Source organism: Chitinophaga sp. 22308, from assembly GCF_052045305.1.
GTDB classification, from domain to species: Bacteria; Bacteroidota; Bacteroidia; order Chitinophagales; family Chitinophagaceae; genus Chitinophaga; species Chitinophaga varians_A.
Window position 1 is genome coordinate 308,661 of sequence record NZ_JBQEOP010000005.1, and the last position, 16,439, is coordinate 325,099.

Consider the following 16,439-nt stretch of genomic DNA (forward strand, 5'->3'; position numbering starts at 1 on the left):
CAACACAAAAAGCGTTCTGTAAATACGCATTCTGCGATTACGTATATACACGCAAAGCATAATATCAGAGAGAAGCCCTTAACCGGAGACGAAAAGGCACTTCCATATGCGCTACCGAGCGCTCCAGGACCAGCCGGGCGGCCAGTTCCCCCATCTTCTGAAAATCAGTGGATATGGTGGTAATACCATTGAGAATGATACGTTTCAGCGGTGTTTCGTTGTAGGAAATCACGCCCACATCTGTTCCAACCGTCAACTCCAAAGCGTTGATCTTCTCTATCAGTTTTACCAGGTCGTCTTCCATCAACGTAATATATACCTCGCCTGTATTCACCGGCTCATCTGCTGCATCGTGCAGGATTTTATAGGAGAAGGCATAGTCCTGGCAAAAGCGGGTAAATCCGGTCAACAGTTCCGACGGGATGTAACAGTCATCAGGAAAGATGATCTTCAGCGTATGATACTTGCTCAGTGCAGGACGTGCTTCCCGCAGGGCATTGTAAATATCTTCCTCAAAATTTTCATACACCGCGCCAAAATCACCGGTGATACCGTCTACTTTTTTATCCAGTATCACCAGTTTGTCTTTGGGCAATGTATTGATGATCGCATGCGCTTTCTCTCCTCTTTCTGTGAAATGAGGGATGATCACGTAATAGGAATAGTCTTCTCTTTTATTGGTCAGCAATTTTTTGAACAACGCATAATCATTGTTGTAGACATAAAAATCCACGGCCACCTGATCGCCCAAAGCCGCCATGAAAGCATCGTACACGATTTTTTTGTGCGCACTGAGTTTATTGAACAACAGAAAAATACGTGGGATAGCCGGTACTTCATTATCGGGAATAAAGTATCCTTTGCCAGGCACAGAACCCAACACGCCTGTTTTTTTCAGGTAACGGTAACCTTTCTCCGCCGTATCGCGGGAGATATCCAGTTCAAAGCTAAGTTCATTGATAGAGGGCAGCACGTCTGCCGGTTTGATTTGTCCGTTCTCCAGTCCTTTCAGGATGGAATTGGCCAGCTGCAGGTATTTCGGCGTGGCGGAGTACTCGTCTATCACAATCAGGTCTATCAGTCTGGGTGCTTTCATATCTCAATAAGTTTCAAAAACATATTTACCTTTTATGTTCGTTGAAAAATACATGTAGCCATTCTCTATGCCAATCCAGGACAGCCCTCTTACGGGAATAAAACCACCGCCGACAAATGCGTCCTGGCCATTCACCACCACCTTCTGTCCTTCTTCATAAGGGATGGCCACGGCCACCTGCGTTGCAGGCAGCACATTCAGTTCCAGCTTCATGCCGTAATCAGTTTTGGCATACTGCACGGCTATACGTCCTTTGATGGTTTCATGAGCGCAGCCGGCAACAGTGAGCCCGCCGGGCATCGGTTTTACGAGATAGCGCTCGTAACCGGGCCTCAGCGGCACAATCCCACATGCATATTGCGACAGCAGCGTAAGCGGACCGCCGGACCAGGCGTGGTTATTGGTACCGCCTTCGTTGGCATCAAACAATTCATTGAGCGTGGTGTACCGGTTATCGATCATTACCTGGTACTGTAATTTCATTCTTTCCAAAGCTTCTCCGGGCGCGTTCATGGCAAACAGGCTTTCCAGCACATATTTTTCCATATAAGGGCTTGCATGGCGCGCTGTTTCCAACAATTTGATAATGGCCGGATAATCTGTCACCCGGGCGATGCCGGCTATGACAGCCATTGCATTGGCACGGTCGTCTGTCTCTCCCTGATAATCAGGAGAACGGTAAACACCGTTCCGCAGGCAATATTGCCGCGACGCGTAAGTCACTTTCTCTATTTGTTTTTCGAGCTGTGCTGCATATGTTTTATCCTCACTCAGTGACGCCATGGTCACCACCGCCTTCGCCGCAACAATATACCAGGCGTTGTCTAACAACGATGCGTCGATATTAGCGCCCCAGTCCGGCAGGTCCCATCCGCCTTTGCGGTGAATGATCATGCCGCGTTCATCCGTTTTCCACAGTGACAGGTATCTTTTGACGGCGGGATAGACGTACCGCATCATGGCCGTATCGCCGGTGTACAGGTAGTAGGTTTCCATACCATGAATAGCTGCGAGTATCTGTTGCGGCAGTTCCTGATGCCAGTTGCCGGCAGGAATGGGAGCATACAGACTGCTGTCCGGCGCCTGCCAGTCTACCAGATTTCGTATAGCCTTTCGGGATAGTTGATTCGCATTCGTGTCCAGAGCGTAGAACGTCTCTCCTATTTCAGTGGCCACATCGCCCCACCAGAGGGCCCTTTCCCTGTCGGGGCAGTCGAAATAATTATCCCGCATGTTTACATACAAGGTGCGCTGGGCTTTCTGCCACAGGGTATTCAAAGCTGAATCATTTGAGTGGAAAGATCCAGCCAGCCTGGTATCGTAGCCGCTTTCGCGGTATTGCAGGGAGAGAACTTTCACTGCCGGCGGCATCACATATTTTACGTAATGGCCGTTCATCCATGCAGGGGTTTCAAATGACTGCTCCCCTTCCCGGGTAATATATTCCGTGCGCACACTGGCCAGTTCGGGATCGCCGGCGGTGAGGTAATTATCTGTCAGCAGCTGTATTTTCAGGCCTGCCCGCGCCGTGACGGTAAATGCCGGCGTTACCTGCGCATTATAAGGCAGGCGGCAGATCAGCGTATCGCCGTTTTTCAGCGGTTCTCCGATATAGTTTTTCAGTTCAGTTTCCCGGAAGAAGGGAATATCCCTTTTTACCAGCTGATGCCAGGGCGCCACCGGCGGCGCACCGAAGTCAGTCACCGGCTGCCACGTTTCAGCGCCGGCTTTGCCTGCATCAAAACCTACGTTGGTTTCCGCGAGGCGGAAGTTGGGCTGTATGCCGTCAGGGTTATAATATTCTTTCATCCGGCGGGCCTTCCAGGACGTATTGCTATTGAAGGCCGTATCTTCACATTGAAACAACAGCGCATTACGACCGCTGTTTTTGTGGGCAAACCCTTCTTTGCCCCAGAACCATGTGATCACAGTGATCGTATTTTCCCCCTTTTGCAGAAAGGGCCCGATATCTAACTCGTCGAAGTAGGTGTCCTGCGGGTTGGGACCGCGTTTGAGCTGCCCTTCCCGGAGTACTGTTCTGTCATTGATCACTAGCATATATTTGCTGTCAGTGGCGATACGGGCGATCACCTGCTTTTTCTTTGTGGTACGAACCGCTTTCTGCGTATAGGCGGTCCATTGATTAGGGGTGGAAAGCGTGTCCAGTCCTATCCAGCGGGCAGTCCATTGTCCCTGCGCCAGAGAGAACAGTGGCATCAGCAATAACAATAGCGGTATGTATTTTTTTATCGGCATATCAGGTGTAGTGTTTCAGTTGCACCAGGTCAGCAGGCACGGGTTGGGTATTCCAGCTGTCATGTATTACCAGCGCGGCGCCCATGGCTGATGCCTGGGACACTGTGGCAGCATACACCTCCATTTCCGGAAAAGCCTTTGCCAGCAGTTGCATATAGATGTTATTACGGGCAAAGCCGCCATCTACAAATAATTTCTTTACTGCTGTATGTCCCAGTACCAGCCGGGTGGCGTGCTGTTGTTGTTTTACCAGCATCATGACCAGATGGTGGTAGGCCACTGTGCTGTTTTCATAACGCGACATTTCCAAAATACTAAATTCCGGCGATTGTGCTAACTGCGCCGTTACCTGCGGATCATAGGGCAGTACTTTATAACTTTGATGATCTTCTCCAAAAAATCCTGCTATCTCATGCGCAGCTGTTTCATGCGTATGCCCGGCGAACAAACGGGAAGATTTTACCGGCAGCCCGTCGTAGCGGATATAACAGAGGCAGTCCTGCTGCAGCTCTTCCGTGGTGAGGGGTTCATGATTGAAAGGGTTCATGCTGATGCACCATGTGCCGGTAGACAGCAGCACAAATGGCTCGTGGAACTGTAACAGGTAAGGCACCAATGCGGCCGAACTGTCATGTATGCCTACGCCCGCCTGTAAAGCATAATGCGCTACATGCACGGGGGTAGTCTGGGTGGCAGGAACGGTCGGCGGCAACTTATCGAGCCAACCTTCCCTATCCACCCATGTGTGGTACTGCTTGCGGGTAAAGTCCCAAAGCCCGGTATGACAGCCGATACTGGTCATCTCTGAAAATGCCTGTCCCGAAAAGAGATAGCCGAGGAACTGCGGCAGGTGCAAGGCATAACGGGTACGGCTAAACAGCAAAGGCTGCCGGTGACGTATGCGATACAACTGCAACCCTGCATTGAGGCTGCCCAAAGCAGGTGAAGCCGTTTCATGGGAGAAGCGCTCACGGTCGCCATAAGCGGCATAAAAGCGGTTTGACAGCTCTTCCGGATACGGTTTCAGGTAATTGTACAGCGGGCCGGCCGGTGCGCCGCTTTCATCGATATACACAAGGCTGGCGCCATAGGCGGACACATTGACCGCTTTTACCTCAAAGGCCTCCATGGCCAATACAGCGGCCAATTGCTGCCGCATATTGTTTATCAGCAGGTGCAAGTCCTCACAGGGGTCGCCGGCTTCATCTGTGGTTTCCTGCATACAGGTCTGCTGCTCAAAGGCAATGTGGTATTGTTCATTGAGCAGCAACAGTTTTTTATTGGTTTTGCCGATATCAAAAACAGCTATAACGGGAACGGGCATGTGGAATTTATTTAACCGGCAGATGAATTTACAACCCGGTAGCGACGGCAGTTTTCCCTCTTTCGCGTACCAGTTCGTCGCGCACTTTTGTTTGCCTGAAAACCGCCAGCGGGTCCAGTGCGCCGCCGGCACGGAGACGGGCTTCCGCTATCAGCGGCCGCACATCTGTACGGAAGGCGTTTTGCAGGATTTCCTGTGCCAGTACCGTATCGTGATTATTTTGCGCGGCGGTGAGCTGCTCACGGTCCACCAGCAGGGCCTGTGCATAAGCGATACGGATAGCCTCCACAGACTGTAGCAGGTCTTCCAGCGGGTCTTTTACATTATGGCTTGCATCGATCATCCAGCCCATATCTGTGGCGTGCCGCATATGCCTTGCGTCCATGCCGTCTATCAGTTCGTTGAAGATGAGAAACAGCTGATAGGGCCGTATGCTGCCGACTGTCAGGTCGTCGTCTCCATATTTGGAGTCGTTGAAGTGGAAGCCGCCCAGTTTACCTTCGCGGAGCAGCAGGGCCACAATCTGCTCGATGTTGGCATTCGGCAGGTGGTGTCCCAGGTCCACGAGTGTAAAGGCTTTAGGCCCCAGTTTGGAAGCATATAACAGCGACTGGCCCCAGTCGCCCACCGTGGTGGAATAGAAGTTAGGCTCAAAAGCTTTGTATTCGATCAACAGTTTCCAGTCGTCCGGCAATGACTGATAAATTTCGCCGAAGCTCTCCAGTGCGCAATCGAATGCGCGGCGGAAATTGAGTTGGCCGGGAAAGCAGGAGCCGTCGCTCAGCCATACGGTAAGTGCTTTGGAGCCCAGTTCACGGCCATATTGAATCACTTCCAGGTTATGCGCCACCGCCTGTTGGCGTGTATGCTTGTCCGTATGAGCGAGGGAGCCGAATTTATAGCTATGCTCCTGCCCGGGCTGGTCCTGGAAGGTATTTGAATTCATGGCATCGAATGTCAGTCCCAGCTGCGAGGCCACCGCACGGATATGTGCCGCATTGGCCGGGATGTCCCAGGGGATGTGCAGGGACACCGCGCCGCTGCCGCGGTTGAGCGCATGCAGGAGTCCGATGTCTTCCAGTTTCTCTTCCAGCGAGCGGGGTTCTCCGCCACCGGGGAAGCGGCCGAAGCGGGTGCCGCCTGTTCCCAATGCCCAGCTGGGGATGGCCACCTGGAAGGCGGTCAGTTTGCCGATGATGTCTTCTGTATGGGGTATTTCCTCCCGAAGGGACTGAAGCCTGCGTTGGTGCGTCGCCGTGAGTGGTTCATTACAGGCCGCGATCCGGTGTTGGTCTATCTGCATACAAACGGTTTTTATTATCTGACAAAAGCAGCGGCAATACCGCCGTCCACGTTGAGCACGTTGCCGGTAGATTTATGAAGCAGTCCGCCTGCCAGTGCAAAGCAGGCGTTGGCAATATCTTCCGGCAGGATGATTTCATTCAGCAGTGTGCGTTTGGCATAGAATGCGGGCAGTTCGGCCACTGTAATGCCATAGGCTTTGGCGCGGCCTTCCGCCCAGGCTCCTTCCCATATTTTACTGTCGGAGATGACCGCATCCGGGTTGACAACGTTAACGCGTATACGATCTTTTCCCAGCTCTGCGGCGTTGAGCCTGCTAAGGTGCAGTTGCGCCGCTTTGGCCGAGCCGTAGGCCGCATTGTCCGGGCCGCTCATCAGGGCATTTTTGCTGACTATATTGATCACATCGCCACCGAGCTGTTGTTTGCGCATCACCTCCACGCCGGCTTGCGTAACCAGGAACTGTCCTTTTACGAGCACATCGTAGAGCAGGTCCCAGTCCGCCTCCGTATGGGCTTCCAGCGGTTTGGAGATAGAGAGGCCGGCACAGTTCACAATCAGGTCCACCCCGCCGAAAGTCAGTGCCGCCTGTGTGTAAGCCTGCTGAATAGTAGCCGGGCGGGTCACATCCAGCAACGCAGCGGTGAAAGCGTCTTTGCCCAGCTGCTGTTCAAACTCCCGGCTGGCGGTTTGCAGGCGTGTTTCATCATTATCGCTGATCACTACGACCGCACCTTCCGCCACAAATTTCCGGGCGATGGCTTTACCGATGCCACCGGCGCTGCCTGTCACCAGCGCCACGCGGCCGCTGAGGGCTTTAGGCTTAGGCATACGTTGCAGCTTTGCCTCCTCCAGCAGCCAGTACTCGATATTAAAAGCTTCCTGCCTTGGTAACGAAATATACTCAGAAATTGCTTCAGATCCACGCATCACATGGATGGCATTGATATAAAATTCTGCCGCCACGCGGGCCGTCTGTTTATCTTTGGCAAAGGTGAACATACCGATGCCGGGCCACAGTATCACTACCGGGTTGGGGTCGCGCATAGCCGGACTATCATCATGTCTGCATTGCTGATAATATTCCGCATACATCTGCCGGTAAGCTTCAAACAGCGGCGCTATCCGGCTTTTCATCGCCGGCAGGTCGTGCAGGTCTTCTTCCGGCCCGATATCCAGTACCAGCGGGGAGATTTTAGTCCGCAGGAAATGGTCCGGGCAACTGGTGCCCATAGGCGCCAGGCGGTGCAGGTCTTTCGCATTGATGAACTCCATGACGTCAGGCACATCCGTAAAATGTCCGACCATCGACTGATAAGAGGAGGCGAAACCCCGCAATACCGGTGCCAGTGCGGCTGCCTGACTGTGCCGTTTTTCTTCCGGGAGGCGTGGTATCACCGCGCCGCCAAAAACAGCAGGCTGCTGAGATACTTTCGCATGGATATAATCCGCCGCTTTATCGATCACTTCCAACGTATTCAAATAACATTCGAAGGCAGTATCTCCCCAGGTAAACAGGCCATGGGAGCCAAGGATAATACCCCTGATACCCGGATGGTCGTGCAGGCATTTCCGTAGTTGCAGCCCGAGATCGAAGCCCGGGCGCTGCCAGGGCACCCAGCCGATAGTGCCTCCGAACAGTTCCTGTGTGATCTGTTCACCGTTTTTCGCCGCAGCAATAGCTATCACCGCGTCCGGGTGCAGGTGGTCGATATGATTGAATGGCAGAAAAGCATGCAGCGGGGTATCGATGGACGGAGGCCGGGAAGCAGGATCATACAGGCAGAGATTGAACAGTTCCACCATCTCGTCTTCGAAGGCGATGCCCCGGTATACATTTTCCAGGTTGCGAAGGCGGTCTGTGTATAACGCAGCGAGGCCATTACGTTTCAGGGTGCCGAGGTCGCCGCCGGAGCCTTTTACCCACATCACCTCCGTTTCCCTGCCGGTAAGTGGGTCCGGCACCACGGCTTTACAGGATGTATTGCCACCGCCATAGTTGGTAAGGCGCAGATCAGCCCCCAGCAGGTTAGAGCGGTATATCAGCAGTGCTACATCATCGCCGGCCATAGCAGCGGCGGTAGCATCGTCCCATAAATAACTGACATTTTTAAACTGTGTTCTTTCCAGCGACATACAAATATTTATTTAAGAGAGTTTCCGTAACCAACGATTAATACAGAAAGGAGAATAGTAAGATTACCCGCGATAATGGTAGCTTTAGCCCTGCTACTGACGCCTTTCCATTCTTTGAGCACCAGTCCCCACATGTTGGCGATCAGGATGATGAAAGCCATGTGCAGTATCCATGAACTGGCGCCGTTGCCCAGTTTACTTTCGCCCATGCCGTAAAAGAAAAACTGCAGGAACCAGGTAGTGCCGGCCAACGCCGAAAAAAAGTAATTAGCCGCCAGTGGTGTTTGTTTGTTGGTGTAATCCGTGTACGAGCGGTTACGCAGGTTCAACAACACGCACCAAACCAGGTTGGTGGTGAGGCCGCCCCAGAGTAATACCACATAGGTCACATTGTTTTGGTACAGCGGGTCCAGTCCGCGTGTGACAGCCATTTCCGCCATACTTTTCCCTGCTTCTATCCCATAGACAAAACAGGAGCTGAGGATACCCGATACCACGCCTACTATCAGGCCTTTTATCACGTTGAACTCCGCCACTGTCTTTTTCTTTTCTTCTTCCGGCAGTTCCTTTTCCTTCATCATGCCCGCTTTTCCGCAGATGCAGATGCCTGCGAGGCATACCAGCATGCCGGTAAGGACTACCTGTCCCCAGGTGCTGCCGAGCATATCCGACAGCGATGTTTTCCCTGTTGTGGGGACGATGTTGTAGTATATCGCCGGTACCAGCGCTCCGAACACCGAGCAGCAGCCGAGCATCACTGAGTTGCCCAGTGACATGCCCAGGTAGCGGATGCCCAGTCCGTAAGTGAGGCCGCCGATGCCCCATAGCAGCCCGAACACGTAGGTCGCCGCCAGCGTGCGCCAGGAAGCCTGTGCAATGAAATCAGCGAATCCCGGCAGGGTAAGCCATGCCGCTACCGGCGGTACTATCAGCCAGGAGAACAGGCCTCCTGCCAGCCAGTATGATTCCCATTGCCAGCCTTTTACTTTTTTGAAGGGCATGTAAAAACTGCCCGAGGCGAAGCCGCCTATGAAGTGGAATATGATACCTGCGATTACAGCCATGTGGAATTTTTGTATCTGTTTTTACTAAAGTAGATAAATCAGCGGGCCGGGCTGTCATGGACTGTTATGGGATGACCGCACGGGGTTCTGTGATACACGAAGTATCACCTGGATCGGATTTCGATCATTTACAAGTGGTTAACATTTGGAGGGATGGATTGGCGGATATTGCAGGCAACTAAACATTTTGTATATGATTATAAATATGCCCAAGCCTTTTCAATTACGCCAGGAGCTGTTATTATCTCCGTCGGCGTATGTCAGACTTTTTCAAAAAGACCCACAATCTATTCTGGCAACAAAGTTTGTACCGCCGAAGCTGGGAAGTAATGAAGTGACTGGATATGTTATTGTAAAATTCAAATCGTTAACCCATGTCAGAAAATACCTTTCAACCAATCGATCATCAAAAACAAGATGAGTTATTGACGGAAACCGCTTTGTTAAATCTTCTGGAAACCCAAAGGGAAGAGCTGAAACTCCGCCAGGAAGAAATGCGGCTAAAGTCGCAGGGACAACAAAACGACTATGAAATTTCCAGGGAAAATCTGCGCTTGCAGGCAGAATATCTCAGATCTGCGCCCAAATACATGCTTCGAAATCGGATATTAGTTTTTATTTTATTGACCATCCTTGTATTGGTTATAGCCAGTGTTTTTGTCTATTGCATATATCTGGATAAAGAGGAGGTTTCGATGCGCATACTTGAACATATCACCACTACTACTCTCGGCGTTGGGGGTGGATATGCCTGGGGGAAAGGCCAGAAACCGAAAAGAGAGGAAGCCGTTCCAGGCGAGTTATAGAATTCCTGCTTCAAACGAAGTGCAGACAGGCAAAAGCATCATTGGAAAAAACGAGCTGTCTAGTAATACCTGACAGCTCATTTCCTTAAAGCTATCAAATATTTTTTTAAATATATCTTTGCAAATCATCCATACTTTTTTAACCCAAAAGAGAAAAGTCATGTATCACATCACTACCACGGGTAATCAGCCCGCCCTTGTCTATCAAACAGACACAGAACTTACTTCCGTCGACATTCAGATAAAACACAACAATATCTGGCTCACGCCAAGGCAGATAGCGACATTGTTTCGGCAGCCCGAAAACGACATCCGTCTTCACATTAATTATATTTATCTCGAAGGAGAAGCCGAGGAAGCGGCCACCAGCAACGGCGCTGATAACTATACGCTGGACATGGCTATTGCAATAGCTTATCGCATTAAATCCCGGCGGTGCATTCAATTCCGGACATGGGTGAACCAGACCATCAGCAAGCAACTGACACAGCCGACGACCACCTTCCCTGCCGCGGAAGACGAAACCGCAGCCTTGCAGCGCGTGTTGACCGATTATGCATATGCGTTAGACATACTCGACCAATATGACCATCAGCGTTTGCAAACTATCGACACCACGGCGGACAATCGCTTTCACATTACCTATCCGGCAGCCATGGAGGCAGTCCAGGGCCTGAAGGATAAATTTGGGGGCAGCAGCCTGTTTGGCAATGAAAAAGACGACTCCTTCCGCAGTTCCCTGGCGGTCATTTACCAAACATTCGACGGCAAAGAGTTATATCCTGGCGTAGAAGAAAAAGCAGCGCACCTGTTATATTTCGTGATTAAAAATCACTCCTTTTCAGATGGCAACAAGCGAATCGCTGCTTTTCTGTTTGTCTGGTTTATGGCAAGAAATAATTTGCTTTACCGGAAAGACGGGTCCAAACGTATCGCGGACAACGCACTCGTAGCCATGACACTGATGATTGCAGAAAGTAAAGCTGATGAAATGGACATGATGATTAAAGTAGTGGTTAACCTGATCAATACTTTGAATTGACAAGGTTCAGGCCTCTTCCACCAACATCTGTTTCCGCAGGTTCATGATCGCGTAGCGCACCCGGCCAAGGGCTGTATTTATACTGATACCGATGGTTTGTGCTATCTCTTTATAACTCAGGTCTGCATAATACCGTAAGATCACGGCTTCCCGCTGTACCGTCGGCAGCTGGTCCAGCAAGGCCCCTATCTCCTGGTTGGTTTCGTGCGTTATCAGGTGATGTTCTGCGCTATGCTCCATCAGATCGAGGCTGTCGCCCATTTCATCATTATAGGGCGCTACCATGGTTTTGCCCCAGGCGCTGGCCTTGCGGAAATGGCTGATACAGCAGTTATGGGCAATCCGTACGGCCCAGGCCAGGAAACGGTTGTTGTCAGCATATTGCCCGCTGTGCAGGGCATTGACAATCTTGATGAAGACTTCCTGAAAAATATCTTCTGCGAGGTCACGGTTGCGTACCAGCAGCACTATTGTTGTATACAATCTGTTTTTATGACGATGTACCAGCGTGGTAAACGCATGGTTATCGCCATCAATATACAGGCGAATAAGTTCGTGGTCGGTAAAATCAGAATACTTGTTCATACACAGGTTTCAAGCGTTAAAAAATAGGTTCAGGAAACGGTCTCCCTCGACAGGGAGACCATTATTTCTATATGCTGGAGGCTATGAGTAATAACCTAGTCTTGCAGGTTCAGCGCCTGCCGAACCTGGCTATAATTTTTCCAGTCCAGATTGCTGGCAGAACGGGCTGCCACACCACCCGGCACAATCACATAGCGGTACTGATAACGTTTACCGGTTGATGTTGTCTGGGTACTGGGATTACCATTTGAAATAAGGCTGATGGATTTGGAAGCCGCCACATACCGGATCAGCGTTCCGAATTCATCGGTGTAAGGCAACAGCACAATGCTTTGCTGCGAAGCTGTGCCCAGGTTGATATACACATTCACCAGGGCATTGGCCAATACAGCGGAATCCAGTTTAGGCGCATTGATGGCCGCGGCGTACAAAACAGTGTCTACGGTACCATCAGGATTGGTGACAGTTTGAGCTCCCTGGAAACGAACATCCAGCCAGCCGGAATAAATAACGTTAGCTGAACCTGGATCTCCGGGATCGCCTTTAGGACCTTGCGGACCTTGTGTGCCATTGTTACCGGCAGGACCAGCAGGACCGGCAGGACCATCTTTAGAACAAGACATGAAAAATACTACAGCAGAAAGGACCAGTGCATAGGGCATGAAGCGCTTTACTTGTTTCATCATTTCAATTTTGGTTTAAGTGTTTATTTTGATTGATTTTTTCTACCATACATTCCGCGGACAGGTATCCCCGTATTTATTACCCAGCAGGAAACCGATCATGATCTCATGAGAGCCTTTGCTGACGGTATTCAGGGAAGATGCCGTATAGTCGTAAGAGTAACCGATGTTAAAAGTGGAGTTGATGTTCACCCCAAACATGCCTGCCACGCCGTCGTGCAGCCGGTAAGACGCCCCCGCCCAAAAGCGGTCACGGAACATCATGCGGGCATTCACATCCACGCTGACCGGCATAGCGGTAATAAACTTCACCATCACGGAAGGCAATACATTGATATCGTCGTTTATCCATAAGCGATAGCCCGTCGTGAAAAAGAGATGAGGCACCAGTTTACCGCGGTACACACTGTCTCCCACCAGCTTACCGTTATCATAGCCGATATTCTGGGGAATGATGTTCTGCGCAGAAAGGCCTGCAAAAAAATCTGCTGAATACAACCACAACCCTGCGCCGATATCAGGGCGCCAGCGGTTCAGGATGCCCGTGCCGCCAATGGCCGGATCGTTAGGGTCCAGGAACCCTACTTTACTGGCATCGAGGCTCACCTGCTGCATACCGAGCGACAGGCCCGCGCTCAGGCTGGTTCGTGGCGACAGGTTGATATGATGTGCATAGGCGGCGCTGATGGAGAAGCGGTTAAGCGGTCCTGCTTTGTCATTCAGGATTGTCAGGCCGGCGCCGGGGTGCGGCGGCGGTGTCGTATAGTCACGCCAGTAAGCCTTGCCCCGTGGGTTCTCGCCCGGCATCTCAAAGCCGGTAGGAGACGCATTGCTGTAATCCGATTTGCGCAACGGCCCGTGCACCGTCAGATAGGTGGTCACCGGCGCACCATTCAATCCTGCCCATTGATGCCGGTGGCTCAGCCGCAGGTCCCAGTAGTTTTCTATTCCTGCCACAGCAGGATTGATGATGAAAGGATTCATGATATACTGCGTGTAGTGCGGCTGTTGTTGTGCCTGCGCCCACATCGTCATCAATCCCATCAGACCAGTTAACACAAACTTTTTCATGACTCAATGTTTTAGGTTAAAAACAGGCCCGCATTACTTCTTCGTTATCGTGAAAGTGGTCCTTCTGTTCTTCTGTCTTCCTTCGGGGTTATCAGACCCATCAGGCAGTGTATTGGGCTCTATTGGCATGGATGCGCCATAACCCTTGTGGGTAAGGCGGTGAGGGTCTATTCCTTTTTCCACGAGGTAGTCTACGCAGCTCTTGGCGCGGGCTTCGGAAAGACGCTGATTGTAACGCGTGCCTCCCTTGCCGTCAGTATGCGCGCTCAGCTGTATCTCCATTGTCGGGTTGGTCTGCAACAGCGTTACCAGCTTATCCAGGGAGGCAAAAGATTCTTCTTTGAGCGTCGCTTTGTCGTAGTCGTAGTATACGTTTTCGAGTGTCACCGGCGATGGAGGCGGCACTATCGGCGTCAGGCACAGCTCCGGCGCTGTGATGGCCACGGTATCTTCATTCTGCGGCACCCCGATGTGTTGGGTGCCCTGCCGGTAACCCGCTGCGTTGGCAACGGCCACCAGCGGCTGGTATTCATTCAGCGTAAAGGCGTAACTACCATCGGCACCGGTACTGCGGGTGGTGACCACCTGGTGACTAACGGTATCGATGATACGTACTTCCGCACCGGCAACAGGGGTATTGCTGTTACATGCCACTACGATGCCACTGAGCTGCCGTGCCGGACGGGTCTTGTGCAGGAAGAAAAGTTCCAGGCAACATTCGGCCGCCCTGTCTGTCCCCAGCAGCACATCATCGAGAAGGTTACGGTTGTTGCTGCGGCTGGCGAAGTAAATGTCATCTTTGACGGAATTGACCGGATACCCCATGTTCACCGGCACCTGGAAGTTGCCCGGCTCTCCTTTACTGCTGAAGAAATCGTACCCGCCCATACCGGTGCGGCCGTCAGTGGAAAACACCAGCGTACGGGTGGCAGCGTGATAATAAGGCGCTTGTTCGTTATCTGCAGTATTGATGACTTCACCGAGATTGACGGTGCTCACAGGCTTACCGGTTTCGTCCAGTGTGGCACACCACAGGTCAAATCCGCCCTGGCCGCCGGGGCGGTCGCTGGCATACAGCAGGTGTTTGCCATCAGGCAATACAAAAGGCTGTTGTGTGTTGCTGCCCGGCACATTGATCACAGCGTCCAGTGGCGCAGGTTCGCCCCAGTTATTACCGTTTTTCCGGGATACCCAGATAGCGGTGCTTTTTTTACCGTGATCTATCTGCCAGCGGGTGATGAACAGCTGCTGTCCGTCAGGGCTGATGCTGACAGCACCCTGGTGCAGCGATTCAGGCTGTGCAACCGGCAGCAGCCGGATGTTGGCAGCCTGCCCGTCAGCATAATCTGCGGTGTACACCCTGTTGATGAACCCTTTATTTTTGGCGGGGTCGGGGCGGGTGGAGGTAAACAGCAATGCGCCATCTGCCGTCCAGAGCGGCGCATAGCTCGCTCCGGTGGTATTCAGCGCAGCCGGCGCCTTACGTATTTCATAGAGGGAAAGGTCAGACCGTTTTAATTGGGCATTGATAAATGCGAGGTTATTGACTTCCCGTTCAGCGGAAGCACTGTAACTGTCTTTACCGCCATAGCCCTGCAGAAAGCTATGGAAGGCTTTCTCGGCCTCCTCGTATTTACCGAGGGCACGGAGTGAAACAGCATAGTAGTAGGCTGCCAGCGGGAAATTTTTTCTGTCTGCTTCCAGTACGTTTTCGTAGTGAGGCGCCGCCTTTTCATAGTTATGCAGATTGCGGTAACTCTCTGCCAGTTTATACACAGCCTGCTGCTCACTGCTCACCGGCACCATGTTCTTACGGCTGGCATTCACCGCCGCATAAGGCTTATAGGAATCCTTTCGGAAGGATTTAGTTCTGGTGCCGAGGTATTTTTCATAATACTGAATAGCTGAATTATAATCTTCCTTTTTGTAATATTGATCGGCGGCTTTCAGGTAATCGTAGGTAAACTGCGCCTGTAGCGTCATAGCGACCAGTAACACGGATGCTGTAAAGAATATTTTTTTCATGAGATGTCTGTTACAAGTAGAGATGAATTACAAACGGGGACATACAAATTCCACTTCCGGTGTCTTCACCTTCCTCCGTCCGATAAATGTGAGTGATACTTCAAAGCTGTTGGAACCGCGGGCCATTTTGCTCAGGTCTGATGTATTGATATCGTAGCTCACGCCCAGCATCATGGTCTTATAAATAAAACCGGCATGCGTGGTGACAGCATCTTTGTAACGGTAGTTCAGCCCAAGGAGAAAATCTGTTTCTGTTGCGGCTTTCAGCTGTCCATAGGCGCCGATCATCTTTTCCTGCGCTGGTCCCTGTGCCATAAACAGGAAGTTGGGCGTAATGCTCAATACGTCCGACAACGTTAGTTTCACGCCGCCATGCACGTTGAAGCGCATCGGAAAACGGGCATCGCCCTTCGCGGCAAACTGGTCCTGCGGACGGGTAAGGTGTATCACGGAGAAGCCGCCGTAAATATTGAACTTCTTGCCCGGAGTAGCGTCGTAGTAGAGTGCGCCGGCACCCGCATCAAAGGAAAGAGAAGAGGTCCTTGTCAGTATATCCGTTACCGGGTTGCCGGGATTGTAGCCGGTCACCGGGTTCCATTGCTCACCAAAGGTGAGCTTGGAAGGATCAAAACGGCGCTGTATAAATCCCAGCTGCAGACCGAAGTTGAGCTGATGGTAATGCGCGGCGTCCAGCTTTACGCCCGTATAGGCGGCACTGATATAACCGGTGGTGTAGTTATAGCCACCATCGCCGGCGGCCTGGTTCAGTACACTGGCGCCGAAGTTGATGTTCTTCGCGGTGGGCACTTCCGCCGTGATGCCGTATGTTTTAAAGGGACTGATATTTCCCCATTGGGTGCGGTATATCGCAGCAATACGGTAGTCGCCGTCGAAAGCGCCGGTGAGGGCCGGATTAAGCCACGACGGATAGGTATAGTACTGCGAGAAATGCGGGTCAGCCTGGGCCATCGCCCTGGAGCCGGCGAAGAAGACTGTCACTGACATGAGCCATGTTGCAATTTTAGTTCTCATTTTGTGTCCGTGTTTTA

The 16,439-nt window shown here is 51.7% G+C and carries 13 protein-coding genes; 2 read left to right on the forward strand and 11 right to left on the reverse strand.

The genetic code is table 11. The annotated features are described in order from the left end of the window. Positions 1-64 precede the first annotated feature (64 nt). From ACTJJS_RS21545 to rhaT, 6 genes are read right to left on the reverse strand one after another with little or no spacing between them, the layout of a single operon-like run. Entirely contained in the window at positions 65-1,096 is a 1,032-nt protein-coding gene (locus ACTJJS_RS21545) for a GntR family transcriptional regulator (RefSeq protein ID WP_168871928.1), read from the reverse strand. Between the two features lie 3 nt (positions 1,097-1,099). Beyond that, on the reverse strand, positions 1,100-3,352 hold the full coding sequence (locus ACTJJS_RS21550) for an alpha-L-rhamnosidase-related protein (RefSeq protein ID WP_440665198.1): 2,253 nt from the start codon (positions 3,350-3,352) through the stop codon (positions 1,100-1,102). Between the two features lies 1 nt (position 3,353). Continuing rightward, on the reverse strand, positions 3,354-4,676 hold the full coding sequence (locus ACTJJS_RS21555; protein WP_440665199.1) for an FGGY-family carbohydrate kinase: 1,323 nt from the start codon (positions 4,674-4,676) through the stop codon (positions 3,354-3,356). 28 nt (positions 4,677-4,704) lie between these two features. Then, the gene (locus ACTJJS_RS21560; RefSeq protein ID WP_440665200.1) at positions 4,705-5,979 is read right to left on the reverse strand and encodes a TIM barrel protein; all 1,275 of its coding nucleotides are present in this window, start codon (positions 5,977-5,979) and stop codon (positions 4,705-4,707) included. Between the two features lie 14 nt (positions 5,980-5,993). Beyond that, a complete protein-coding gene (locus tag ACTJJS_RS21565; RefSeq protein WP_440665201.1) occupies positions 5,994-8,114 on the reverse strand; it encodes a bifunctional aldolase/short-chain dehydrogenase in 2,121 nt (706 codons plus the stop codon). 8 nt (positions 8,115-8,122) lie between these two features. Next, positions 8,123-9,178 carry an L-rhamnose/proton symporter RhaT gene (gene rhaT, locus ACTJJS_RS21570; RefSeq protein WP_440665202.1) on the reverse strand — a complete coding sequence of 352 codons (1,056 nt, stop codon included), beginning with the start codon at positions 9,176-9,178 and terminating at the stop codon, positions 8,123-8,125. A gap of 374 nt (positions 9,179-9,552) precedes the next feature. Here rhaT and ACTJJS_RS21575 point away from each other — a divergent pair, with 374 nt between their 5' ends. Together ACTJJS_RS21575 and ACTJJS_RS21580 are read left to right on the forward strand one after the other, a co-directional pair. After that, positions 9,553-9,984 (forward strand): hypothetical protein, encoded by a 432-nt coding sequence (locus ACTJJS_RS21575; RefSeq protein ID WP_440665203.1) that lies wholly within the window; start codon positions 9,553-9,555, stop codon positions 9,982-9,984. Between the two features lie 160 nt (positions 9,985-10,144). After that, positions 10,145-11,026, forward strand: a complete 882-nt coding sequence (locus tag ACTJJS_RS21580; protein WP_440665204.1) for a Fic family protein — start codon at positions 10,145-10,147, stop codon at positions 11,024-11,026. 6 nt (positions 11,027-11,032) lie between these two features. Here ACTJJS_RS21580 and ACTJJS_RS21585 read toward each other — a convergent pair whose 3' ends face one another. The 5 genes from ACTJJS_RS21585 to ACTJJS_RS21605 all read right to left on the reverse strand — a co-directional run bounded on the left by ACTJJS_RS21585 (position 11,033) and on the right by ACTJJS_RS21605 (position 16,422). Further along, positions 11,033-11,611 (reverse strand): RNA polymerase sigma factor, encoded by a 579-nt coding sequence (locus ACTJJS_RS21585; RefSeq protein ID WP_168871920.1) that lies wholly within the window; start codon positions 11,609-11,611, stop codon positions 11,033-11,035. A gap of 95 nt (positions 11,612-11,706) precedes the next feature. Beyond that, a complete protein-coding gene (locus ACTJJS_RS21590; protein WP_168871919.1) occupies positions 11,707-12,297 on the reverse strand; it encodes a hypothetical protein in 591 nt (196 codons plus the stop codon). Positions 12,298-12,336: 39 nt separating this feature from the next. Continuing rightward, positions 12,337-13,365: a PorP/SprF family type IX secretion system membrane protein gene (locus ACTJJS_RS21595; protein WP_168871918.1), complete on the reverse strand. Its 1,029-nt coding sequence runs from the start codon at positions 13,363-13,365 to the stop codon at positions 12,337-12,339. 33 nt (positions 13,366-13,398) lie between these two features. Further along, positions 13,399-15,390: an OmpA family protein gene (locus tag ACTJJS_RS21600; RefSeq protein ID WP_440665205.1), complete on the reverse strand. Its 1,992-nt coding sequence runs from the start codon at positions 15,388-15,390 to the stop codon at positions 13,399-13,401. A 27-nt stretch (positions 15,391-15,417) separates the two neighbouring features. Further along, a complete protein-coding gene (locus ACTJJS_RS21605; protein ID WP_440665206.1) occupies positions 15,418-16,422 on the reverse strand; it encodes a PorP/SprF family type IX secretion system membrane protein in 1,005 nt (334 codons plus the stop codon). Between the last annotated feature and the right edge of the window lie 17 nt (positions 16,423-16,439).